This is a genomic window from Glaciihabitans sp. UYNi722 (assembly GCF_040549465.1).
Lineage (GTDB): Bacteria > Actinomycetota > Actinomycetes > Actinomycetales > Microbacteriaceae > Lacisediminihabitans.
This window is the reverse complement of the sequence record NZ_JBEPTL010000012.1, coordinates 32,646-56,540: the sequence shown is the minus strand read 5'-3', so window position 1 is coordinate 56,540 and position 23,895 is coordinate 32,646. Positions and strand designations below refer to the sequence as shown.

Sequence of the window (23,895 nt, the reverse complement as noted above, 5' to 3'; positions counted from 1 at the left end):
TGACGGACCGGCCGTGTTGGCACGTATTCGCCACGGTGAAAGCCATTTTCCATGAAGCGGCCGTTGTTTCGGCTCGTGGGCTCTGGAGGGGGCTAGACGAGTGTCAACCTTAGCAAGCGCCCGCGTGGCAGACGGAAACGAAGAGCTGGTGAGCCGAACCCCGTCGCTAACCACCCGATTGTGCACTGTGCGACACGCGATAAATCGAGAACGTAGAGGGCCCCTGATGCACTGTCTCAACCAGCAAGAGACAGCTTTGTCGTATCGAGACATCACTGAGGACGTAAGTGATGTATCGCTGTGCGAAAGCAGCACAGGAATCGAAGTTGACCAGAATCGCATCAGCTTGGGGGTTCACCGGCCTGGGTGCTCCGGCGCCCCCGTACCAACTCACGCTCGCGAGTCGATTCCACACCTGCCCGTACTTGGATGCAGGATCAACCCGTTTCCACATTTCGGGTGACGGCGCACTTTGAAACCCGTTATAGGAGTGCAGTCCGGATTGTTCAAGAACCACATTGGGAAGGTAGGTGCCGCCAACACCGATCCAGGCGGCGCTCGAGGCGCGAGGAAGCGCCTTCATGTGCCGCACCAGTGAAGTTTTGTTCAAATCGTAGGCTCCGACGTAGAGGGGATTAACGCCACCCGCGGCAAAAATAGACACCCCGAGCAACGCGACGGCACCGAGCAGAGTCGATCGGCGGGCGAAAAGGTAGACGGCAACAACGAATACCGCGACCCCGGGCACCCAGGGCCAGGTGCCCACAAGGTTCGATCCTCGGTGAACCAGGACACCCACGAGTACGGCCTGTGTCGCAATCGCGACCGCGACCGCTATTCCGACAACTATTCGGCGCTGCTTCACTCCCATCGTCTGCGCCATTTCTTCATAACGCGTGGCATAGACCGGAATCATCACAACGCTGAGCAGCCCGAGCCCCAAGCGGATTCTGGCCGCGGGCGACCTGTCGAGGAGAAAAAGGTGGGCGATTGCATCCCATCCGGGCAGCACCAGGTAGGCCACGACAAGGACGAGAAAGGCAAAAAGTACCACCACCAACCAGTCCAACGCTTTATCTTTCCGCCATTTCTTCCCGGTGTTCCAGAGCAGAGGAATGAACAGGAACAGGCCAACGAAGATAAAACTGGATGCCTCCGACGCGTTCAGGTCGAGAGGCTTGTCGATAGCCCCCACATAGCGGGAGATCGGACCAGCCCACAGGCTCAAAATTCCGTCCTTACTGATCGCACCGGTTTCGGAAAGCCGCTGGCCGGGGTACACAGTGGCGGAGAATCTCTCGATGGTTGACAGTCGGGTGACTGCCCAGATCGCCACCACGCCGGTCGCTGCAACTCCACCGACGAGCAGGGGGATCAGCGCCCGGATCCGGGCGGCAAAACCACGGATCTCGGCACTGGACCTGGTAAGGACGAATCCGACGACGAACGCGACCGACATTAGAAGTGCCGGAATCATGAAGGGTACGTAGACGCCGATTGCCACGGTCACTGTCAGGTACCCGGCCAGGACCGACCAGATTATTCTGGACCCGCGATGGGGCGACCGTAATACCCAGATCGCGGCGGTCATGACGACGAAGCACCATGCTGCGGGCCAAAAAGTGACAGGGAGATACCACCATTGGAAAAAAGGTGCGAAAAAGAAGCCCACTGACACGACGGCGGCGGAAACAGGATTCCTCGGGCGGACAGTGAGAAAAAATGCATAGCAGGCTGCCATCAGCGCGAACCCCGGCAACGACCACCGAAGTGACATCGCTGAGTTCTCCGAGAGCAACAGGAATCCTGCGAGGTGGGGGCGAAAAATCATCGACCAATCGCGAGACGGCAAGTCACTCTGAACAGTTGAATCGGTGCCCCCGGGAAGATTCTGGTTGAACCGGGGCAAGCCTTGCTCCATCTGGGAGATGACAAGGGGTGTTTGCACGAGCCACTCGTCGCTGCGAACCGCTTTCGCCGACCCGGCGATCAGCCGATGGTCGGGGCCGTTCTCAAAGAATTGGTTGAGTATTCCGGAAGAAGATCCGGTGATCCCGGCACCCACAAGGACTGCCAGAACAACCAGGAGGAGTAGCGGAAAAGCGAACAAAATCCGGCTGTTAGGAAGATCCGACGGTGTCGGCTGCATCCAGCGATCGCGTGATCGCGCCCACTTCACCCGGTTGAATCCACTCCGGAAGCCGCCCTGGGGGCAATCGACCGCGTCGTTCTGTGTCATCAAGAGATGTCCTTCTGCGCTTTCAGAGTTAAGTACCGAATGTTCACCCAGGTCGACAGATGATCCGCATCGCCCCCGCGTTGTGCGTCAGACCTGGCTCTCGATCCATTCTTGAAGACGGGCAATGCCTTCGTCTAGTGCAAAACGGGGCTTCCAGGAGAGCTCCGCGAGCGTCGGCGCGATGTTGCAGGATGCCGCCCGGACATCGCCGTCTCGGAACTGACCGGTGATGTGGGGCTCTGGCGCCGAGTGGAAGGCTGCGATCGACCTGGCCAGCTCCGCGATCGTGGTCGCAAGCCCCGTACCTATATCGTACGGTTCGGAACGGCCTGCTGGCCCGCGCTGAAGCACCGCGACGAAAGCGTCGGCGACATCGTCGATGAGAACGAAGTCCCGAACAATCGAACCGTCTTCATAGAGCGGAATCGACTTGCCGGCCCTCGCAAGCTGTGAGAACAGGGAGACAATTCCGGTGTAGCTGTTGGTCAGGGACTGGCCCGGTCCGTAGACATTTTGCAATCTGAGGACCGTCAAGGCCGCGTCGTGGGCACCTGCCCATGCCGTCAGGATGTGCTCTTGGGCGACCTTCGTCGCACCATAGATGCTCGTCGGGGCGAGCAGGGTCCCGATCGATGATGACGGCAGCGATGCGGCATCTGGGAAGTCCCATTGCCCCTCGGCAAGCTGGGCGTGTGAACGCTGGCCCGGGAAGAACAACGTGCCATCCGATTTTTGCCAGGCCCCTTCCCCATACACCGCTCGACTGCTGCTCAGGACCATATGACCCGGAACATGATCGTGGCGACCAAAGGCATCAAGCATTTCGGTGGTGCCGACGACGTTGACCTGGGCGTGTCGGGTCGCCTCACTCAGGGACTGCGCGGTTCCCGTTTCGGCTGCGAGGTGAACAACGATGTCTGGGCGGAAGTCGCACAGCAGGTCATCCCACGTCTGGGGGTCTGTGACGTCTCCAACCACCAGTTCGCTGCTCTGGTGAAGCGCATCCGGCCGCTGACCACTTGCATGCACCTGTGGATGCAGATTGTCGAGGACGACCCAACGATCGGCGGTCGGGGCAAGCCGCTCGGCAAGAGCGCACCCGATGAATCCCGCCCCACCTGTCACGAGCACTGTGTCACCTGTTGCCATCGATTATTTCTCCTCTGCGTCTGCGAAGCGGGTCGCGCCATCCTGCCACCGTACTAGCCCGACGATCAGGAAACACGGCGTTCGAGTCTGTAGAAGTGGCCAATCGGCCTGTCTCCCATCTAGTCCCGTACACTTAGACGGTTCACACCCGTGATGACCGGGACGATTCCTCTTCTCATGGTCCGCACTCACCGGAAGCACCACGCACCTCCTTATGACGATCGAATCTACCTTCCCGCCGAGCGGGCGTCGCGTCATTTTCTACCTCATCTACGATGCGCGCGGAAACGTCGATGACTACATTCCGTACAAGCTCGAGCGTCTCAGGCCATTCGCGGATTGCATCGTCGTCATCTTCAACGGAGTGATTTCGGACACTGGGCGTGCCGCGCTCGAGCCCTTTGTCGACGAGCTCTGGGAGCGCAAGAACGTCGGTTTCGACGTGGGCGGCTACGCCATGGCGCTTGAACGATTCGGCGAAGCCCGGTTGGCCGAGTTCGACGAACTCATTCTCATGAATTACACCTGGTTCGGTCCTGTTCGGCCGTTCGAGCCGCTCTTCGATCGCATGAATGCCCTCCATGTCGGCTTTTGGGGGATCACTGACCACGGCCCCACGGACCCCAATCCCGTCACTTTCAAGGGCGTGATGCCCTCGCACATCCAGTCGCATTGGATCGCGGTGCGCAGTTCGGTGTTTCTCACCGAAGAATGGAAGCGCTATTGGGGCGAAATGCCCCGAATTAAGTCCTATCGCGAGTCGATCCTCTTGCACGAATCCCGATTCACTGAGCATTTCGAACGGCTGGGGCACAGCTACGCTGTCGCTTTTCCCCACGAGAACTATGCGCCGAGCATGCACCCGGCCTTCGAGAACGCCATTACCCTTCTCGACGACGGATGTCCCGTAGTCAAGCGACGACCATTTTTTCACGACCCTCTGTACCTCGACCGAGAAGCAATAATCGGACGGTGGCTTGTGCAGTCGGCGACATCCCAGGGATATCCGGAACGTTTCATCTGGCAGAGCATGACTCGCAGCGCTACCGCGAAGATTCTCTACACCAACGCTTCGATGATGGAGATCCTGCCCTCGGATGCAGTGCGCTACGACGGTCGATCGCCGCTCCGCACTGTGGCGATCGTTCACATTTATTACGAAGATATGACCGACGAATTGCTCGATCGACTTTCGACACTCCCCTCCCAATTCGATCTTGTCGTGACGACGAGCGACGAAGCTAAGGCCGAAGTGATTCGCTCGGTCATCGAGAGGCGCACAGACCTGAACCTGGAAAAATCGGAAATTCGGATCGTGCCATCGAACCGGGGTCGCGATCAGAGTGCCTTCTACGTCACCTGCCGGGACGTGCTTCTCAGCGAGGAATACGACCTGGTGGTCAAGGTCCACTCGAAGCGTTCGGCCCAGGACGGAGCGGGGCCCGGCACATTCTTCAAGCGGCAGCAGCTCGACAACCTGCTCTACAGTCCGGGATACACAGCGAACCTGGTCGAACTGTTCCAGCGGGAACCCGGACTCGGGGCGGTCTACCCCCCCATGATCCACATCGGCTATCCAACCATGGGCAATGCCTGGTTCACGAACTTCGATAAAGCAAAAGCCTTGATGAAGAAACTCGGCATCAAGGTGGCGCTCGATGAGTCGTCGCCCCTCGCCCCCTACGGCGGCATGTTCATCGCTCGACCGAAGGCCCTCCTCGCTATGACACGGCACCAGTGGGACTTTGAGGATTACGCTCCCGAGGGCAAGTATGGAGACGGCACCCTCTCGCACGTACAGGAGAGATTGGTAGCTTACGCCGCCGCAGAACTCGGATTCCACACAAGGACAGTCGCGAATGCCGACTATGCAGCGATCAGTCATACCTTTCTGGAATACAAACTCGACCAGATGAGTGCCGGGCTTTCCGGCTTCGCCTACGACCAGATACACGCGATGCGCCCATTGGTGAAGCTGGTGGATGGTGGCCAGCGCAGCGTGATCGCGTACCTTCTCCTCCGGTACCACTTTCGAATTGCTACGATGCTCCTTTTTCTGACAAAGCCTCTGCGGCGCCGTCGCCGCGCGCGCCGCGAGGCCAAAAAGGCCAAGGCGGCAACCCCGTGAAGAGTCTTTCGAGCACCTTCAACCCGCGCGCGAACAGCATCGGCTTTATCCGGTGGCTGATGGCGTTCCTCGTCATCTTTTCCCATGCGGGTCCGATCGGGGGTTTCTACGGCGGCCACGACCTCGGGACCCAGTGGAGCGATGAGCAGTCGCTCGGTGGCGTCGCCGTCGGCGGATTCTTCTTCTTTTCGGGATTTCTCATTACGAAGAGCCGCATGGGGCGATCGACACTTCCGCGCTTCTTCTGGCGTCGAATCCTTCGAATCTTTCCAGCGTTCTGGGTTGCGCTGCTCGTAACCGCCTTCGTCCTGGCCCCGATCGCGTGGTTGCATCGTGTCGGCCCGCTCTCCACTTTTTTTTCGGCTCCGAGCGAATCACCGCTGAGCTACTTCGCAAACAACATGTTCCTCGCGCTCGGGCAGCGGAATATCGCGGGCTTGGGTGAGCAACTCCCGTACTTCCAGCTTCTCGGCAGTCGTGATTGGAACGGTTCGGCCTGGACCCTTATCTACGAATTCAGCGCCTACATCGCCGTTGGAGTTCTCGGGCTAATCGGCGCGCTGGCCAACCGCAAGGTGGGTGCCATCATCGCCTTGTCCATGATCGCCCTCTCCACCCTCCAATGGCTTCGAATCGGCGATCTCGGCAAATACCTCCCGCTGTTCCAGGACATCTACATTCTGCTACTGCTGCCGCCGTTTGCGGTCGGCATACTCTTCGCCCTCTATGCGGAGAAGATTCCCATGGATGGCCGTGTGGCTTTCGCCTGCCTGGTCTTCGCGGTGCTCACCTACGGCAAAGGCGGCTTCCTGGTCTTCGGGCAGTACGCCCTCTACTATTTCCTCATGTGGTTCGCAACGCGGGTCACGATCCTGAAGAACTGGGAACGATTCGGTGACTTCTCGTACGGTATCTATATTTTCGCTTGGCCCATCATGACCTTCGTCGCCTACTTCGGATTGCAGAACCGGGGGTGGCTGGTCTATCACCTCGTGGTGATCGTGCTCGTGCACATTGCTGCATATTTGAGTTGGCATCTGATCGAAAAGCCGGCCATGGGTCTGAAAGATTGGACTCCCGGATTTGTCGACCGGGCGCTTCAGAGAGCCACGCCAGCGCGCGACCGCATCGCTCTCGTGAGCAGCCGGATCCAATCGTTTCTCATGCCGGTCGGGTCCGCGAAGGACACTGGCTCGGCTGACGGGCGACGCTCGTGAGTCTTCGTGAACTTCCGCCGCGGCAGAGGCTCGACCCTCGCCACTGGAGGCGTTGGCGATACGTACCGCTCGTGGTCCTCGTTGTGATTGCGCTCATCGCGGCGGTCGTGGGAAACGTCGTCGCGCACCGTCAAGACGCGGCCGCCGCGAAGGCTGCTCGACCCGCCCCCGTCTCCTCATCTGTATCGAAGTCGACGGGAGAAAGCTCCGCGCTTCCCACCCTGTGCCATCGGTCAATCAAGGCCCCGGCGCAGCAGCCCTGGTTAGGCACGCCGGATGCGCGAGCGCGTGCCGAAGCGGTGTGGACTGCCCACCAGCCGGATCTCACCCAGCCGTATGTCGCGGAGAAAGATGGCTGGTACGACTGGGGGGACGTCCAAGCCGCGAACTTCTCGCAGGCACTCGGCCGGCGTTACCTCACCACTGCCGAGGCGACTCGATGGCATGATCATTTTGCCGCTCTACGGGACAGCCTGAGCGCCCTGAAGATCCCTCTTGTCATCGTGATCACTCCCGCCAAGTGGGATGTTTATCCGGAGAAGCTTCCGGATTGGGCACAGGCGATTCGCGGGTCCGGGCCGCTCGATCAGCTTCTGGCTGGGTATCCTGACCTGCCGATCGTCGACCTTCGAAATCCCTTGCGGAAAGCAAGCGAAGAGCACCAGACCTATAGCAAGACCAACAGCCACTGGACCGACTACGGCGCGTGGGTGGGATGGAAGTCGATTGCGGCGTGCATTGATGCGACTTTGCCCGCGACGGGGGGTCTTTCCGCTCCGACGATCGACGGCGTGTCCGTGACCGCCGATCATAACGAATTCGCGCCGTACGGTATCGCCGATGCTGCGCCGAACTGGACGGTGCCGGACTATGCGACCCCGCTTCGCCCCGTCGTCGTGACCGACCACACCGGTGCGATGTCTACCGTGAGTGGCGACACCCCGACCGACCTGCTCTCCCTTCCTGCCGAGACCCGTACCGAGAGCTCCCAGACCGACCATACCGCGCTATTTGTGCGTGACTCCTACGGGAACGCACTGTCCATACCGCTGCAGCAATCCTTCGCTCAGACCTGGCAAGTCCGACACAATCTCGATTCAACACCAGACACTCAACCAGACATCCCGGCTCTGGCCCGCGAGTATCACCCCGATGTGGTGATCCTGCAGATCACCGAACGTCATTTGAATTTCGTACCAGCGTCGTAGCCCGAACCCGGTGACCTTGGCGACGTATTAGTTCGATCGGCGCAACTTTCTGCCCACGAATCTCAGCGGGGCGGTTAACCGCCAGCTCGTGCTTGCACGAACCTGATCGAGCTCGGCCCGTGATTGGCCGAGCGCTGCGTCCCTCCACAGAAGCTCGTGCCTCAGGTTCGCGTTCTCCTTTTCCAACTCGGTCAGATGTTCGCCTTGGGCGAATAGAGCGCTGACTTCCGCGCCCCTGACCTCATAGGCACGACGCATGCGGACGGGATCGGCGGCACCTGCCGCGAGGAACTCTCGCACCTCCCTCGGCACCTCCGCGCCGAATGCGAGTACACCGAGCCCGTGGCCGTGGTGGAACTCGAAGGAGGGAGCAGTGAGGGACAGTTCGCCCCAGAATTTATGTACTCCGAAGGTAGGTTGAAATTCATGGGTGTCGTGGAAAACGACGACCGCCCTCGAGGAGAGTTTGGGGCGATAGGTTTCGAAGTCTTCGCGCACGTCTTCGTATCCGTGCCGCCCATCGATGTGAAGCAGGTCGATGGATCCATCTTCAAACCGCGAGACGGCATCGCTGAAGTAAGACCGAATCAGCTCAGTCGAGTCGGCATAGTCTTTGCTGGCGATTCGCACTACTGACTGGTAGACATCCTCGCCATAGAACCCGGCCTGGTCGTCTCCCTGCCAACTATCAATGGCGAACAGGCGCGTGCCTAACCCGAGGCGCTTGACTGCTTCCGCGAAAACGAAAAAGGAAAATCCATTGTGGGTGCCGAGCTCTACGATCGTGCGCGGCCGCGTCGCACTAATCAGCCAGTAGCCGAACGGTGCGTGCTCACGCCAGGCGGAGGGCGCCAAATGCCGCGGCTCCCAAAATGACGCTGAACCAAATCCCGCCTCGACCGAGGTGGAGTCATCAGATGTCATCGCGTGGCCCTTTCCCATCATCTGCACAGAGCGTCTCAGAGATTTGGAGTGTGAACAATCGTCCCACCCGCACCTTCGTCGCCGACGATTTGGCGCAGGTAGTCTCCATAGCCGCTCTTGACGAGAGGCGCCGAGAGCTTGAGCAGTTGCTCCGTGTCGATCCAACCGGAGCGCCAGGCGATCTCTTCAATACACCCGATTTTGAACCCCTGCCGGTCTTCAATAACTCGCACATACTCGGATGCCTGCATCATCGACTCGAAAGTCCCAGTATCCAGCCAAGCCGTCCCACGATCAAGTACTTGCACTTGCAGCTTTCCCGCCGCGAGATACCGTTCATTCACCGTGGAGATTTCCAGCTCGCCCCGGGCGCTCGGTTCGATCGACTTTGCTATTTCTACCACCGAGTTGTCGTAGAAATAGAGTCCGGGGACCGCGTAGTTGCTCTTGGGCCTGGTCGGCTTCTCCTCGATCGAAATCGCGATCATTTTGTCATCGAACTCGACGACTCCATACGAGGTGGGATTCGAAACGTGGTAAGCGAAGATCAGACCGCCCGATAGCTCGCCGTTTAATCGCAGCGAATTGCCCAAGCCTGCCCCGTGAAAAATATTGTCTCCCAGCACCAAAGCGACGCTTTCGTCGCCGATGAACTCTTCGCCGATAATGAACGCCTGGGCTAGTCCATCTGGAGACTCCTGCACCGCATATTCGAGATGAATACCGAGGTCGCCGCCATCGCCGAGGAGCGCGATGAACTGGTCGTTGTACTCGGGAGTGGTGATGATGAGGATCTCGCTGATGCCTGCCATCATGAGCGTCGAAAGGGGGTAATAGATCATCGGCTTGTCATAGATCGGCATCAACTGCTTCGAGATGCCGCGCGTAATCGGCCACAGACGGGTTCCCGAGCCACCGGCCAGGATAATTCCACGCACGAGTCAGGCCCCCCGCTTCAATGTGTCGTAGTGGCGCTTCACTTCGTTCCAATGCGGAAGCAGACCGCTGGCCGCGGCCCCGTCCAGGGACGGCGCCTCAGTGTCTTTTGGCGAAAGAAGAAGCTCGCCAGCCTCTGGCGGGAATACGAGACCGACGGTCTCGTCGAGGGGATTTATGCCGTGTTCTTTTGATGCGTTGTAGGTGTCGGAAACGAGGTAGCTCACCGTAGCCCCCCCGGTGAGGGCAACGAACGCGTGACCTAAACCCTCCGCAATGTAGATGGCGCGTCGGTCCACATCGTCCAGTCGCACCGAGTCCCACTGCCCGAAGGTCGGCGACCCAACCCGGATGTCGACGACGAAGTCAAGCACTGCCCCGTGCAAAGCAGTCACGTATTTTGCCTGCCCAAGAGGGATGTCGGCAAAGTGGATGCCGCGCACCACCCCCCGCTTCGAGACGGAGCTATTCGCCTGCCGAAGGGTAAGTGGATGTCCGATGACCTCGGAAAGACGGTCGAAGCGATACCACTCCAAGAACACCCCTCGGTCATCCGCCCGTTGGAGGGGGGTGATCTCGTAGGAGTCCGGCACTGACAGTTCACGAATTTGCACGGACTCGAGCTTACCGGGGGGCGCCAAGCGGCTGGAGCAGGTCTCGTACCGCGTCGAAGAGTCCGCGTCCGAAGCTGTGGTATCTGCCGGTTGTGATCTCGCGAAAAACGGGTGTGATCCTTTCCAGGCGGTGGAGAGAAAGGCCGCTTCTCACTCGCTCGTGCTCTAGTTTCTGCTTTACTGAGTGAGCCTGCTTCGCCGAAACGGCTCCCGGGAGGGTCGGCAGCCGCGCGGCAAGGTTCGTTGCTCGGTCGAGAAGGCGACGATTGCGTTCGAAGCCTGCTTCGGCTATTCGCGCGAACCTCGCAAAAATTGAGAGTCTGCTGGCGCCGATCTCATTGTTGCCATGCTGGCGATAGTCGACAAGGGGTTTATCGAGCACATCGAGTTGCCCCACGATGGAAGCGGCCATGGCTATCCACTCGTCGTGCACCCAACCTGCGGGGAAGGGCGCAACCGCACGAGCGAAGTCGCGCCGTACGAGAACCGTGGCTCCCGTGACTACGTTCCGCTTGCAGAGCACCGAGAATGCCTCTCCCTCGTGGACCGCTCGCACCGCAGCACCAGTAAAGCCAATCGCGTGGAAGAGAGAGTCGCCCAGCGGTTCACCAGTGACACCGACGAGTTGTGCGTCACTGAAGAGAAGCTGGAGATGCTCGTCATGTTCGAATCGTGCTGTCATTCGTGAGAGCTTGTCCGGATACCAGACGTCATCCTGATCGCAGAGTGCGATCAACTCGAACCGGCACTCGAGCACTGCCTGTTCGAAGTTCAGCGTGACCCCCAATGGCTTTGGATTCCGTAGGACGACCAGGTCGACTGAGCGCTCATGCGAGGCCACCGTCTCGACCGCGCGCTCCACGGTCGAGTCGGTGGAGGCGTCGTCGGACAGAACTATCTCTCGGGGCAGTACCGATTGCTGAAGGATGCTCCGGATCTGGTCGATAATGAATGCCTCACCGTTGCGCGTGCACAGCGCCACCGAGACCCCTAGCGTCGTGCCTGACACTCGACTATTCCGAGTCCGTGCGGAGGGAGTCGAGATAAGCATCGATGGTCGGCTTCGCGTCCCCAACGGATCGAAGGTGCCCGTGGTCAAGCCAAGCGACGTTGTCACACATTGCCTGGACGGATCCCATCGAATGACTCACCAGAATGACAGTCTTCCCCGCTTTTTTGAGGTCTCTGAATTTCTGGAAGCATTTCTCTTGGAAGTCCTGGTCACCCACAGCGAGCACCTCGTCCACCACCAGAATGTCCGGGTCGACGTTGATAGCGATCGCGAAACCGAGACGCACGTACATTCCCGAGGAGTAGTTCTTTACGGGCTGGTCGATGAACTGCTCGACCCCAGAGAAGTCCACGATCTCATCGAACTTGCGGGTGACATCCTTTTTGGACATGCCGAGGATCGAAGCGTTGAGGAACACGTTCTCGCGACCGGACAGTTCTGCATGGAAGCCGGATCCGACCTCAAGCATCGCGGCGATCTTGCCGAAATGAGTAATCGATCCCTCGTTCGGGTAGTAGATATTCGCGAGGCACTTGAGCAGAGTCGACTTGCCGGATCCGTTACTTCCGATTAGCCCGAAGGTCGACCCGGCTGGTACGTCGAACGACACATCATCAAGGGCGAGAAAGTCTTCGTGCACCGATGTACGGCCGCGCATGATGGCCGACTTGAGACTTTGGTTTCGCTCGTGGTACATCCGGAAACTCTTCGTGACGTGATCGACACTCACTGCGACGTTGTTCATAGTGCTTCCGCCAGGTTTCGTTCGTTTCTGCGGAAAACCAGCATTCCGATCCCCAAAGCCGCGAGAGCCCAGATCAGGCAGATCAGCCACTCGACGGGGTTGGGCCACCGGTTGTCGTAGATGAGTTGACGGAAGAGCGACACGAAATGCGTCATCGGGTTGAGGTCATAGATGCCGATGATCGTTACGGGCGTGCCAGCGAGCGGTCCAACGTTTTTAGACGCATTCTCGACCAAAGTGATCGGGTAGATGATCGGCGTGAGGTACATCCAAAACTGGAGCACGATGCTCAGAAGATATTGGGTGTCTCGAAAGTAGACATTGGAAATGGACAGCAGAAGGCCGACTCCGGCCGCGAAGGCCGCCAACAGCAGCATTGCGACGATGACGAGAGGTATCCAGGGCAGGACGAAGCCGCCGACGATGGAGATCGCGATAAGCAGCACTGCCATCTCGAAACCCCAGTTATAGAGCGCTGAACCGACAGTCGCCAACGGCAGCACAACCCGACTGAACGAGACCTTTTGAATCAGGTTTGAGTTATCTACCAGGGACCCCGATCCTGCGCTGACAACACTGGCGAAAAAGGTCCACGGAAGAAGAGCGCACAGCAACCAGAGCGCGAAGATGTTGAGTCCGCTCGGATCACCGGGCAGCGGCTTGACCTTAATCAGGAAGCTGAATACGAGCGTGTACACCAGCATCAATGCCAGTGGATTGGCGAACGACCAGAGTTGGCCGAAAACCGTGCGCTTGTACTTACCCCGCACCTCGCGGGAAACGAGATTGAAGAGGAGTTCGCGGGAACCCCACACTTCATTCAGGTATTTCATTCATCCTCGCCGGGTTCGCGGTGCTCACGAATCGAGCCGTGAATCTCGGAACAATCTAGCCTAGAAGTATGATTACCTACCGATGACACCCTCTCCGAACACCCCATCGACGCCAGCCGTCGCCGTCATCACGGTGAGCTACGGTTCCGGGGATGTCCTCGATAGTTTTCTTCGCTCCATCCCGTCGGCAAGCACACACCCTCTCTCTGTTGTTGTCGCTGACAATCGCACCGATGACGCAGAGTTGCAATCGATCACCACAGCTGCATCCGTGAATTACCTCCCTCTCGATCGCAACTACGGCTATGGAGGGGCGATGAATCGGGCTGTGCGAACCCTGCCCGAAACCGTCGAGTGGATCCTGATTAGCAACCCAGACGTGGCGCTCGATCCTGGCTCGATCGACATTCTCGTAAACGCGGGAGAGAGCGATCCGGCGATCGGGGCGGTCGGACCAGCCATCATGACCGATGGTAAACTCTATCCATCCGCTCGTGCGGTGCCGTCACTGCGTACCGGCATCGGTCATGCGCTATTTGCGAATATCTGGATTGGCAACCCCTGGACGCGTGCCTATCGACGCGACTCGTCGAACACCGGCGTGCGGCGTGATGCCGGCTGGTTGTCCGGCGCCTGCCTGCTCGTGAGACGAACGGCATTCGATCAACTCGGCGGGTTCGATGACGGCTATTTCATGTACTTCGAAGACGTCGATCTCGGCTATCGGCTCGGTAGGGCCGGCTTTCGAAATCTGTACGAGCCTGCCGCTGTGGTTACACACTCCGGCGCACACTCCACTACCGAAAATTCTGCGCTGATGATCAAGGCGCACCATTTGAGCGCACGGCGATTCCTCAATCGCAAGTATTCGGGCCCACTGCTGTGGCCGGTTCGAGTCGTCCTCGGCGCGGGCCTCTCGATACGCTCTGCTGTTCCCAAACGTCGATCCGGCCATCATTAGAATTGTCCAGACTGTGCCAAGGAGGCAACACTCCCCATGAAAATTCTCGTCACCGGCGGCGCCGGTTTCATCGGCTCCAACTTCGTGCGTCGAACGCTCCAGGACGCGTACCCTGGCCTCGAGGGGGCGGAGGTCGTCGTGCTCGACGCGCTCACCTACTCCGGCAACCTCGAGAACCTCGCGCCGATCGCCGACTCCCCACGCTACGAGTTCGTGCAGGGTGACATCCGGGATTCCGCTCTGCTCGACACCCTACTTCCGCACGTCGACGCCGTTGTGCACTTCGCCGCGGAGTCGCATGTGGACCGCTCGGTGCGAGACTCCGGAATCTTCGTCGAGACGAATGTCCTTGGCACCCAACGACTGCTCGACGCGGCGCTGCGCGCCGACCTCAAGCGCTTCGTGCATGTCTCAACTGATGAAGTCTACGGATCGATCGCCAAGGGATCGTGGGACGAGCAGCGACCGCTCGAGCCCAACTCCCCCTACTCAGCGTCCAAAGCCGGCAGCGACCTGCTGGTGCGCTCGTACTTCCGCACCCATGGCCTCAATGCGTCGATCACCCGCTGCTCCAACAACTACGGTCCCTACCACTTCCCTGAGAAGGTCATCCCACTCTTTGTGACGAACCTGATCGATGACAAGCACGTTCCGCTTTACGGCGAGGGCAACAACATTCGGGACTGGCTGCACGTGGATGACCACACCCGCGGAATCGCGCTGGTGCTCACCGATGGCAAGGCCGGCGAGATCTACAACATCGGGGGCGGCACAGAGCTAACTAACAAAGAGCTGACGCAATTGCTGCTCGATGCGACAGGCAAGGACTGGTCGTACGTCGATCGCGTGGCAGACCGTCTAGGTCACGACCTGCGATACAGCGTCGATATCTCCAAGATCCGTGCAGAACTCGGATACGAACCACTGGTGCCCTTCGAACAGGGACTTGCGGATGTCGTGCAGTGGTACCGCGACAACCGTGCATGGTGGGAGCCGCTGAAAGAGCGCGCCGCGCTGTGACGCCTCGCTAGATTATGGCCACTGATATTTACTATCCAAGCGATTGCAGACAACGATGAAGGCTGTGACAGCAGGACTGGTCTCGGTGGTGCTAGTCAACTTCCGCGGAGCTAGCGACACGATCGAAGCCATCCGTCAGCTGGACGCACTCGATTGGCCGAGTGACGCGATAGAAATCATCGTGGTCGAGAACGACTCAGGAGATGACAGCGCGCAGCAGATTTCGCAGGCCGCTCCGCACGTCAATCTGGTGGTGTCACCGCGCAATCTCGGCTTTGCGGGTGGATGCAACCTTGGCGTTGAGCACAGTCATGGAGAGTATGTTGCATTTCTGAACAACGATGCCAAGCCTCATTCCTCCTGGGTGCGTGCCGCGGTGTCGACTTTCGTCGGAGAACCTCGTGTAGGCGCTGTGGCGAGCAAGGTGTTGGACTGGGGCGGTAAGCGGGTCGACTACATCGGCGCCGGCCTGACGTGGTTCGGAATGGGATTCAAGCCTTTTGCCGGCGAGCTAGTCCCCAAGGACCTCGTCGACGAAAGAGACGTTCTATTCGGAACTGGCTCGGCCATGTTTGTGCGGCGGTCAGTATTCGATGAACTCGAGGGATTCGATGAACGATATTTCATGTTCTTTGAGGATGTTGATCTGGGTTGGAGGCTCAACCTTCTCGGCTGGCGCTTTCGCTACAACCCTGAATCGATCGCCTTTCACAAGCACCATGCTTCCATGGCGTCACTCGGGCAGTTCAAAGAGAATTATCTTCTCGAGCGAAATGCGCTCTTTACACTCTTCAAAAATCTGGAGCAGGGCTCTCTGGATCAGGCCCTCCCTGCCGCGATGGCGCTCTCGGTCCGACGAGCAGTGGCCAAAGGCTCGCTCGATTCGACGGCGCTCGACATCACGCGTCACAGCAGCGACAGCGAGTTGACGATGGACGTGGCGAAGGAGTCGGTTGCATCGCTCTTTGCCATCGATCAATTCGTCGCGCAGTTGCCGTCGCTAAAACTCTCGCGCGAGAAGGTCCAATCCTCCCGAATCGTTTCAGACAATCGGTTGTGGAGACTGTTTGGAGACACGGATGCACCGTCGAACCAGGATCCCTATTATCTTGACGGTTATATGAACATCGCGAACGCCTTTGACGTACTCGACCCGCCAGTTCGAACACGTGTGCTCATAATTACCGGCGATCCCATCGGAGAGAAGCTGGCTGGCCCCGCTATTCGCGCGTGGAGCATGGCTGAAGCGCTGGCGGACAAGCATGAGGTCACCCTCATGTCGCTGACACACGTCGATGAGATGGGTGCGCCCTTCAACATCGTTGAGGTTCGACCGGGCAACGATCGTGATTTCTCCCCCTGGGAACAATGGGCCGATGTCATCATTTTCCAAGGGCACGCGATGGATTCCTTCGAATCGCTACAGCGATCTCAGAAAATCATCGTCGCGGACATCTACGACCCAATGCATTTAGAACAGTTGGAACAAGCCAGAAATCTTCCTCGGGAACTCTGGGACGATCGTGTGACCAACGCTACGAGATCTCTCAACCAACAGTTGTCTCGTGCTGATTTTTTCATCTGTGCTTCGGAACGCCAACGACTTTTTTATCTCGGACAACTCGCTGCGCTGGGTCGAGTGAATCCAGCAAACTACGCCGGGGACCCAGATCTCAATCATTTGATATCGGTTGTGCCGTTCGGACTCTCGCGAACTCCCCCCGCACACGAACGCGATGTTCTAAAAAATGTTCTCGCGGGCGTTGATCGCGACGACAAATTGTTACTCTGGAGCGGCGGACTGTATAACTGGTTTGACCCAGAGATTTTGGTGCAAGCGGTAGCGGTGCTTTCCGAGACACGCCCCAATGTTCGTTTGTTCTTTCAGGGAACTAAACACCCACACCCCGGCGTCCCGGAAATGGCAATAGTCCAAGAAGCTCGCGAGCTTGCGCGCACCCTCGGTGTTCTTGACTCGTCAGTCTTCTTCAATGACTCTTGGGTCGACTATTCCGATCGACAGAATTACCTGACGGAAGCCGACGCTGGCGTGAGCACTCATCGCGCGCACATCGAGACAACGATGTCTTTTCGCACACGAATCCTCGACTACCTGTGGGCTGGGCTGCCAATAGTCACGACTGAGGGGGATGTTTTCGCTGAGCTGGTGGAGACACACAATCTGGGCTTGGTTGTCCGGACCGGAGACGTGGCTCAGCTGACGGAAGCACTTGAAAGAGTGCTGTTCGATGAGGAATTCATCAAGGAGTGCCGCGCGAATGTAGCGCGAATACGCGAAGAATTCTTTTGGGATCGGGCACTAGATCCGTTGATCAGGTTCGTGGCCGATCCGGTGCATGCATCAGATTACCGATCGGCGAATCGGCGGGGTGGCCGATCGGCAATCGAGTTGAGACGCACGGCTCCGAGGCGCAAGAGTGGTTTCAGACACGGTGTATCAAGAACACTCTTCTACTTGAAGAACGGTGGCCCACGAGTCGTCGTACAAAAAATCGCCTATAGACTCCGGCGCTTTCGCTAGCCAATAGCTCAGCTCGCAAGATGCGGTTTTGCAAGACGTTTTACGCCCGCCTCGAAAAGACTCACTTGCCCGTGTCGGGAATACCGCTGCCCGGCTCATTCGTGTCCTCTCCTGAATCTGACAGATAGAAGAAGATGACACCATTGTGAATATGACCAGTTACCTCATCGCCGGAGCCGGCGGCATGCTCGGCCAAGACCTCCAGAGAGCGCTGGCCGGCCGTGATGTCACAGCCGTCACGCGTGCCGACCTCGACGTCACCGACCTCGATGCTGCGCGAGTCGCCGTGGCGGACCACAGTGTCGTCATCAATGCCTCCGCCTATACCAAGGTGGATGACGCAGAGACTCACGAAGACGAGGCCTACGCTGTCAACGCCATCGGCGCCCAGAACCTGGCGATCGCGGCGCGTGAGAACGCAGCACGCCTCGTGCAGGTCTCCACGGACTACGTCTTCGACGGATCCGCCACGTCCCCTTACGCAGAGACGACAGAGCTCAACCCGATCTCGGCCTACGGGCGCACGAAGGCGGAGGGCGAGCGATTGGCGCTTGCCGAGCATCCGAGCGGCACCTATATCGTGCGCACCGCCTGGTTGTACGGAGCCGGCGGCCCGAATTTTGCGAAGACGATGATCAGGCTCGCCGCCAGCCACGATACGGTGAGCGTCGTCACCGACCAGCTCGGCCAGCCGACCTGGACGGCGGATCTCGCCCGTCAGATCGTGGAACTGCTCGATTCGGATGCCCCTGCTGGCGTCTATCACGCGACTAACTCCGGCGAGGCAACCTGGTTCGAGTTCACGAAGGAGATCTTCCTCGTGGCAGGACTCGACCCCGAGCGTGTAAAACCGACGACGAGCGCGGACTTCGTGCGGCCCGCGCCGCGACCCGACTACTCCGTACTCGGCCACGACGCCTGGAGCCGCGTCGGCATCTCACCGATGCGCAACTGGCGCGCGGCACTCTCCGCCGCACAGTCGGCCGGTGTGCTCGACGCCTGACCATGACCCCGTTCGCGGGGCATGACGTCGCGCTGGTAAAGTCGGGACGGGCTTGAGGCAGCCACGACAATTTCATTGGAGCGACATGACGACGACCCTTCGCGTGATCGTTGACCAGATCGTCGCCCCGATTCCCGGCGGAATCGGGCGCTACACCGAAGAGCTCACCCGCGAACTGATTCGCACCGCTCCTGTCGGGTGCGACGTGGCCGGCATCGTTTCGGCCTCCCCTGAAACCGACTACGAACTCCTCACCACGCTGCTGCCCGGCATGTCCGGGCTTTTCAAGAGCACGCTGGCCCGCCGCCAACTCGAGCTGGCCTGGCAGCACGGCTTCACCCGCCTGCCCGGCAGCGGGATGCTTCACGCGACCGGACTCTTCGCCCCGCTCTCCAAGCACGATCGTCTCAACAATGCGGGTGAGCAGTCGGTGGTAACTATCCACGATGTCATCCCATGGACCCACCCGGAGGCGCTCTCGTCCAGGCGGCTCGGCTGGTACAAGGGCATGGTCAAACGTGCGCACAGGTACGCTGACGCCGTCGTCGTACCCACCCACGCCGTCGCCGACCAGCTCTCCGAGATCGTGGACTTCGGCGATCGGATCAGGGTGATCGGCGGGGCCGTCAGTTCCAAGCTCACCCTGCCCGTGGATCCGGATGTCCGCGCGGCCCGCCTGGAACTCCCCGACCGCTACCTTCTCAGTGTCGGCACTCTCGAACCGCGCAAGGGCCTCATCCCGCTCATCAAGGCCCTCGCTCGGCCTGAGCTCGCCGACATCCCGCTACTGATCGCCGGCCCTGAAGGCTGGAAGGGCCTCGATATCGCTGGCATCGCGGCCGAGGCCGGACTCGACCCCGACCGCGTGAGGTCGCTCGGGTACCTCGCCGACGCCGACCTCGCCGTGGCTCTCGATCGGGCAGCCGCCTTCGTCTTCCCCAGCCTTGCCGAAGGATTCGGACTCCCGGTGATCGAAGCGTTCAACTTCGGCACGCCGGTGATTCATTCAGACGACCCGGCGGTCGTCGAGGTGTCGGATGGCGCCGGCGTCGTCGTCGAACGCGAGGATGCGGATGGATATCCTGAGCGCCTGGCGGTCGCCATCGGCTCGGTGCTGAACGACCACGCTCTGGCGGAGCGGCTCAAGTACCTCGGGCAGGACAGGGCACGGGCCTTCAGCTGGTCAGATTCCGCCGAGAAGGTCTGGCAGCTGCACGCCGACCTCTAGCTGCTACGGCGCGGGCGTCGACTTCGGCGCGATCGCCTTCGAGACCATCTGGTGGATCTGGCCGAAGTCCGGGTTGCCATTGTTGATCGCCGGTGGCACCAGCTCGAGGTGGGTGATCGGCAACTTACGAGATTTCTCCGCCAGGTCCACGAAACCACCGAGTGCCGCGTTCGGTACGTCGGTCTTCACCACCTGCGTACCCGCTGCGGCGATGTCCTGGAACTTGCTCAGGATGATGGACGGCTGGAACTGCTTGATGATGGCTTCCTGCACCTGCCGCTGACGCGCCATGCGCTGGAAGTCGTTGCTGTCGTAACGCGTCCTGGAATACCAGAGCGCGGTGTAGCCATTCATCTTCTGCTTGCCGACTTCGATCCAGCCGGTGGGCCGGGCGCCGGTGACACCGCCGATAGGGGTGCGAGCGGGTACGTCCACGGTGACGCCGCCGAGCGCATCCACCAGGTCGGAGAAGCCCTGCATGTCGATGAGGGCGTAATACTGGATTTTGATGCCGAGCACGCCCTCCGCGGCATCCTTCATCGCCTCGACGCCCGGCGAACTGGCATTCTTCTTGGCATTCGGGTAGAGCGACGGATGCTCTTCACCATAGGTATAGAGATAGTCGATGAGGCACTGGTCGCCGCAGTTGTAGCCGTTCGGGTAGGGCTTGTAGAGTGGCGAACCCTTGGCGAAGGTCGCCTTCTCGAGGTTGCGCGGGATGCCGATGATGGTGGTGGCACCAGTAGTGGCGTCGACGCTGGCGACCGAGAGGCTATCGGGGCGGAGGCCGGTGCGGTCGGGGCCGGCGTCGCCACCGAGCAGCATGATGTTGTAGCGGCCGTTCACCGGCGGAGCCATGGTGGAACCGGCGAAGATCTGACTGACGGCGGCGCGCGCGGTTCCGGCTGTCACGGCGCCGTAACTCGCTGTGCCTGCGGTCACCAGAAGGGCGAGCACCGCGAACACGGCGATGAGCGGACGAGCGCCGGGGGCGGCTTTGACCAGCCGGGTGATCCGAAGCGTGTCGAGGGTGAGCACGATCCAGAGGATCGCGTAGGCGGCGAGTAGCAGCTGCGCCACGGTGAGGGCGATCGGGTTCGTGACGATCGTGTAGATCACCGAGTGGGCGATGAGATAGACGATGACGCCGACTACGGCCAGGAACCAGAGTAGGAAGGTCGTGCCGGCACCGAAGCGCCCCAGCCGACGGTTACCGGCCAGAATCTGGGCGGAGCCAGGGATGAGGAGGTTCAGCCCGACCAGCCACCAGGCCCGTTTGGTCATGGTCTGGGGTGAGCGGAAGTCCGGGAACCGGATCGGGCTGACAGCACTCACAGCGTGGACTTCAGCGCCGCGTTCTTCTCAGCGACGAGGGTCTTGAGACTCTCTGCGTAGTCGCTGAGCTTCGAGGCGAGAGCGGGATCGGATGCCCCGAGGATCCGGATGGCGAGAAGCCCGGCATTGCGCGCTCCTCCGATCGAGACGGTCGCGACGGGCACGCCGGCGGGCATCTGCACGATGGACAGTAGAGAGTCGAGGCCGTCGAGCTTCGCGAGCGGGACCGGAACCCCGATCACGGGCAGTGTGGTGACAGCGGCCAGCATTCCCGGCAGATGGGCTGCGCCACCGGCACCCGCGATGATGGTACGGATGCCGCGTCCTGCGGCCTCCTTGCCGTACGCGATCATCTTCTCCGGCGTACGGTGCGCCGAAACGACCTCCACCTCGTGCTCGACGCCGAACTCCGTGAGCGCGGCAGATGCCTCGCGCATAACGGCCCAGTCGGAGTCTGAGCCCATGACAACGGCAACGACGGACAAGGGCATGGCGATCAGCCTAGGTGTTAGTCCTGAAAATGTGCCGCAGCGGCACGCGCCTGAAAGACCACCTGTTCGAGGTCGTCGCCCCCCGCCGTGACGTGCCCGACCTTGCGACCCGGGCGCGGATCCTTGCCGTAGTTGTGCACCTTCACCGTCGGCTGGTCGGTGAACGCCCCGGCGTAACGGTCGGAGAGAGCGCCGGTCGACGGACCGCCGAGGATGTTCACCATCACCGACCAATCGTCGCGGCATCCGGTGGCCCCGAGGGGCAGGTCGAGTACAGCGCGAAGGTGCTGCTCGAACTGGCCGGTGGTGGATCCGTCGATGCTCCAGTGCCCGGTGTTGTGTGGGCGCATCGCGAGTTCGTTGATGAGCAGGCGTTCGTCGGTGGTCTCGAAAAGCTCGACGGCGAGCACGCCGGTGACGCCGAGGCCTTCGGCGATGGTGTGGGCGATCTCGGAGGCGACGTCGGCCAGCTTGCCCGCCGACGAGGGTGCCGGCGCGATCACTTCGGCGCAGACGCCGTCGCGCTGGATGCTCTCGACCACGGGCCAGGCCACGATCTCGCCGCTCGGACGACGAGCGACCAGCTGGGCGAGTTCCCGCCGGAACTCGACCAGTTCTTCGGCCAGAAGCGAATCGCCGCGGGCGAGCCAGTCATCTGCCTCGTCCGCTGCGCTTACGACGCGCACGCCCTTGCCGTCGTAGCCACCCCGGGCGGTTTTCACGACAGCGCGACCGCCGTTGACATCCAGGAAAGCCTGCAGATCCTCACGGCTCTCGATGCGCGCCCACTCCGGCATCGGCAGTCCCAGTTCTGAGAGCCGTTTGCGCATGAGGAGTTTGTCCTGCGCGTAGACGAGAGAGTCGGGCCCCGGATGCACAGTCACCCCACGGGCCACCAACTCGTGGAGTATCTCCTGCGGCACATGCTCATGGTCGAAGGTAATGACATCCACACCCTCGGCAAAACGCAGGACATCGTCGACATTTCGGTAGTCACCGAGCGATGTGGTGGCGAGATCCGCCGATTCTCCTGCGTTTTCGGCGAGCACGCGGATGTCGAGTCCCAGGTTGATCGCCGCGGGAATCATCATCCGCGCCAGTTGTCCGCCACCGATTACGCCAACGCTGAGTGCCATCCGACCAGCCTATCTACGCGCGTTCCCTCAAGCCTTCGCCGGTAGGATTCTTCTTCTGTAGCCGCTCAGCGAACCTAGGACACCAGTGCGCACTCGCCTCGTCGATCTCTTCGGAATGTTCTGGGAGAAGCTGCTGCGCTACGCGCTCAAGTTCGGGGTGATCGGCCTCCTCGGTTATGTGACCGACGTCAGCATTTTCAATGCCCTCCGCCTCGGCGTCATCGGTCACGGACACTTCTTCCAGGGGCCAATCGGCGCCAAGATCATCTCCGCCGCCATCGCCACCGTGGTCACCTGGTTCGGCAACCGCTACTGGACTTTCCGCGAGCACCGCCGCAAGAACTTCCTGTTGGAGCTCGGCGAGTTCTCTGTCGTCTCGATCGGCGGCCTTCTCATCGGCCTGCTCTGCCTCTGGGTTTCGCACTACCTGCTCGGCGTGACCTCGTTGCTCGCCGACAACATCTCGTCGAACATCGTCGGACTGTTCCTCGGTACGGCATTTCGTTTTCTGCTCTACCGCTTCTGGGTCTACGGGCACCACCGCAGCGATGGCCTGACCGCTCTCCAGAACAGGGCAGAGGCAGCGGAGGCGGCGATCTTCGAGGACGACGCCACCGCGAGCCGCGAAGCAGCGAGTTAGCGCGTTCCCCAGGCCGTTGTCTCGTCCGACTGCCGTGACGCCTCGGCCTGCCGTCGTGCGGCGATCGGGTTGAGGCTCTTCTCCATGAGGTCGTGGAGCGCCCCCTGCACCAGGTCTGCGCTCGGAACATCCTTGAGCACCACCGGCTGATCGAGCCCGGTGTTGATGAGCACGTTGCCGCTGCCGAACATGCTCTGCAACCCGTTCTTGCGAACCGTCACGTCATAGCCGCGGCTGTGCAAAAGCTCCTGACGCACGCGCACGAAGAAACCGGTGCGCAGGATGATGCGCCGGGTGGTGATGATGTAGCGCTTGCCCAGCCAGGCCAGAAGCGGCAGAAACCAGAGCAGCAGGATGATGAGGCCGCCGCTCGCGAGCACGGCGATGTTCTCCCACTGCTCCGGAAAGCTGCCCTGGAAGTATCCGATGGCACCCACCGTCGCGATCAGCACAATCGACGGCCAGAACATCGCACGACCGTGCGGCCGCAGGCGCGCGACCACGCGTTCGCTCTCCGGCGCCTCAGAAGTCATG

General features: G+C 60.4%; 21 protein-coding genes. 9 read left to right on the top strand and 12 right to left on the bottom strand.

What is annotated here, in order from left to right; all coding sequences use genetic code 11:
- Positions 1–166: 166 nt before the first annotated feature.
- Both ABIB56_RS10475 and ABIB56_RS10470 read right to left on the bottom strand, forming a co-directional pair.
- Positions 167–2,149 carry a DUF7657 domain-containing protein gene (locus ABIB56_RS10475; RefSeq protein ID WP_502917594.1) on the bottom strand — a complete coding sequence of 661 codons (1,983 nt, stop codon included), beginning with the start codon at positions 2,147–2,149 and terminating at the stop codon, positions 167–169.
- Positions 2,150–2,326: 177 nt separating this feature from the next.
- Entirely contained in the window at positions 2,327–3,388 is a 1,062-nt protein-coding gene (locus tag ABIB56_RS10470) for an NAD-dependent epimerase/dehydratase family protein (RefSeq protein ID WP_354569147.1), read from the bottom strand.
- A gap of 214 nt (positions 3,389–3,602) precedes the next feature.
- Here ABIB56_RS10470 and ABIB56_RS10465 point away from each other — a divergent pair, with 214 nt between their 5' ends.
- The 3 genes from ABIB56_RS10465 (at position 3,603) to ABIB56_RS10455 (ending at position 7,941) form a co-directional block, all read left to right on the top strand.
- Positions 3,603–5,516, top strand: coding sequence for a rhamnan synthesis F family protein (locus ABIB56_RS10465; RefSeq protein WP_354569146.1), 1,914 nt, complete (start codon positions 3,603–3,605; stop codon positions 5,514–5,516).
- Positions 5,513–6,733, top strand: a complete 1,221-nt coding sequence (locus tag ABIB56_RS10460) for an acyltransferase family protein (protein ID WP_354569145.1) — start codon at positions 5,513–5,515, stop codon at positions 6,731–6,733. Before ABIB56_RS10465 ends, ABIB56_RS10460 begins: the two co-directional genes overlap by 4 nt.
- 71 nt (positions 6,734–6,804) lie before the next feature.
- Positions 6,805–7,941 carry an alginate O-acetyltransferase AlgX-related protein gene (locus ABIB56_RS10455; RefSeq protein ID WP_354569144.1) on the top strand — a complete coding sequence of 379 codons (1,137 nt, stop codon included), beginning with the start codon at positions 6,805–6,807 and terminating at the stop codon, positions 7,939–7,941.
- A 27-nt stretch (positions 7,942–7,968) separates the two neighbouring features.
- Here the strand turns inward: ABIB56_RS10455 and ABIB56_RS10450 are convergent, their stop codons facing one another.
- The 6 genes from ABIB56_RS10450 to ABIB56_RS10425 are packed head-to-tail and all read right to left on the bottom strand — an operon-like array spanning position 7,969 to position 13,005.
- Positions 7,969–8,865, bottom strand: a complete 897-nt coding sequence (locus ABIB56_RS10450) for a class I SAM-dependent methyltransferase (RefSeq protein WP_354569143.1) — start codon at positions 8,863–8,865, stop codon at positions 7,969–7,971.
- A 35-nt stretch (positions 8,866–8,900) separates the two neighbouring features.
- Positions 8,901–9,803 (bottom strand): glucose-1-phosphate thymidylyltransferase RfbA, encoded by a 903-nt coding sequence (rfbA, locus tag ABIB56_RS10445; protein WP_354569142.1) that lies wholly within the window; start codon positions 9,801–9,803, stop codon positions 8,901–8,903.
- A 3-nt stretch (positions 9,804–9,806) separates the two neighbouring features.
- Positions 9,807–10,415 carry a dTDP-4-dehydrorhamnose 3,5-epimerase family protein gene (locus ABIB56_RS10440; protein ID WP_354569141.1) on the bottom strand — a complete coding sequence of 203 codons (609 nt, stop codon included), beginning with the start codon at positions 10,413–10,415 and terminating at the stop codon, positions 9,807–9,809.
- 10 nt (positions 10,416–10,425) lie between these two features.
- The gene (locus tag ABIB56_RS10435) at positions 10,426–11,424 is read right to left on the bottom strand and encodes a glycosyltransferase family 2 protein (protein ID WP_354569140.1); all 999 of its coding nucleotides are present in this window, start codon (positions 11,422–11,424) and stop codon (positions 10,426–10,428) included.
- Between the two features lie 4 nt (positions 11,425–11,428).
- Positions 11,429–12,172, bottom strand: coding sequence for an ABC transporter ATP-binding protein (locus ABIB56_RS10430; RefSeq protein WP_354569139.1), 744 nt, complete (start codon positions 12,170–12,172; stop codon positions 11,429–11,431).
- Entirely contained in the window at positions 12,169–13,005 is an 837-nt protein-coding gene (locus ABIB56_RS10425; protein ID WP_354569138.1) for an ABC transporter permease, read from the bottom strand. Before ABIB56_RS10425 ends, ABIB56_RS10430 begins: the two co-directional genes overlap by 4 nt.
- 82 nt (positions 13,006–13,087) lie before the next feature.
- Between ABIB56_RS10425 and ABIB56_RS10420 the strand changes: the two genes are divergently transcribed.
- The 5 genes from ABIB56_RS10420 to ABIB56_RS10400 all read left to right on the top strand — a co-directional run bounded on the left by ABIB56_RS10420 (position 13,088) and on the right by ABIB56_RS10400 (position 19,759).
- Positions 13,088–13,966, top strand: coding sequence for a glycosyltransferase family 2 protein (locus ABIB56_RS10420; RefSeq protein WP_354569137.1), 879 nt, complete (start codon positions 13,088–13,090; stop codon positions 13,964–13,966).
- A 36-nt stretch (positions 13,967–14,002) separates the two neighbouring features.
- Positions 14,003–14,986, top strand: a complete 984-nt coding sequence (gene rfbB / locus ABIB56_RS10415) for a dTDP-glucose 4,6-dehydratase (RefSeq protein WP_354569136.1) — start codon at positions 14,003–14,005, stop codon at positions 14,984–14,986.
- A gap of 55 nt (positions 14,987–15,041) precedes the next feature.
- Positions 15,042–17,528: a glycosyltransferase gene (locus tag ABIB56_RS10410; RefSeq protein WP_502917593.1), complete on the top strand. Its 2,487-nt coding sequence runs from the start codon at positions 15,042–15,044 to the stop codon at positions 17,526–17,528.
- A 151-nt stretch (positions 17,529–17,679) separates the two neighbouring features.
- Positions 17,680–18,531 carry a dTDP-4-dehydrorhamnose reductase gene (gene rfbD, locus ABIB56_RS10405; protein ID WP_354569134.1) on the top strand — a complete coding sequence of 284 codons (852 nt, stop codon included), beginning with the start codon at positions 17,680–17,682 and terminating at the stop codon, positions 18,529–18,531.
- An 85-nt stretch (positions 18,532–18,616) separates the two neighbouring features.
- Positions 18,617–19,759 carry a glycosyltransferase family 4 protein gene (locus ABIB56_RS10400; RefSeq protein ID WP_354569133.1) on the top strand — a complete coding sequence of 381 codons (1,143 nt, stop codon included), beginning with the start codon at positions 18,617–18,619 and terminating at the stop codon, positions 19,757–19,759.
- Positions 19,760–19,762: 3 nt separating this feature from the next.
- On the opposite strand, the gene ABIB56_RS10395 is transcribed toward ABIB56_RS10400, so the two are convergent.
- Genes ABIB56_RS10395 through ABIB56_RS10385 form a run of 3 tightly spaced genes read right to left on the bottom strand, consistent with a single transcriptional unit; the run spans position 19,763 to position 22,721 of the window.
- Positions 19,763–21,094: an LCP family protein gene (locus ABIB56_RS10395; protein ID WP_354569132.1), complete on the bottom strand. Its 1,332-nt coding sequence runs from the start codon at positions 21,092–21,094 to the stop codon at positions 19,763–19,765.
- Positions 21,091–21,585 (bottom strand): 5-(carboxyamino)imidazole ribonucleotide mutase, encoded by a 495-nt coding sequence (purE, locus tag ABIB56_RS10390; RefSeq protein WP_354569131.1) that lies wholly within the window; start codon positions 21,583–21,585, stop codon positions 21,091–21,093. Before purE ends, ABIB56_RS10395 begins: the two co-directional genes overlap by 4 nt.
- A gap of 17 nt (positions 21,586–21,602) precedes the next feature.
- Positions 21,603–22,721: a 5-(carboxyamino)imidazole ribonucleotide synthase gene (locus ABIB56_RS10385; protein ID WP_354569130.1), complete on the bottom strand. Its 1,119-nt coding sequence runs from the start codon at positions 22,719–22,721 to the stop codon at positions 21,603–21,605.
- 85 nt (positions 22,722–22,806) lie between these two features.
- Here ABIB56_RS10385 and ABIB56_RS10380 point away from each other — a divergent pair, with 85 nt between their 5' ends.
- The gene (locus ABIB56_RS10380; RefSeq protein ID WP_354569129.1) at positions 22,807–23,361 is read left to right on the top strand and encodes a GtrA family protein; all 555 of its coding nucleotides are present in this window, start codon (positions 22,807–22,809) and stop codon (positions 23,359–23,361) included.
- On the opposite strand, the gene ABIB56_RS10375 is transcribed toward ABIB56_RS10380, so the two are convergent.
- Entirely contained in the window at positions 23,358–23,894 is a 537-nt protein-coding gene (locus ABIB56_RS10375) for a PH domain-containing protein (RefSeq protein ID WP_354569128.1), read from the bottom strand. The two genes, ABIB56_RS10380 and ABIB56_RS10375, sit on opposite strands and share 4 nt — an antisense overlap.
- Position 23,895 lies beyond the last annotated feature (1 nt).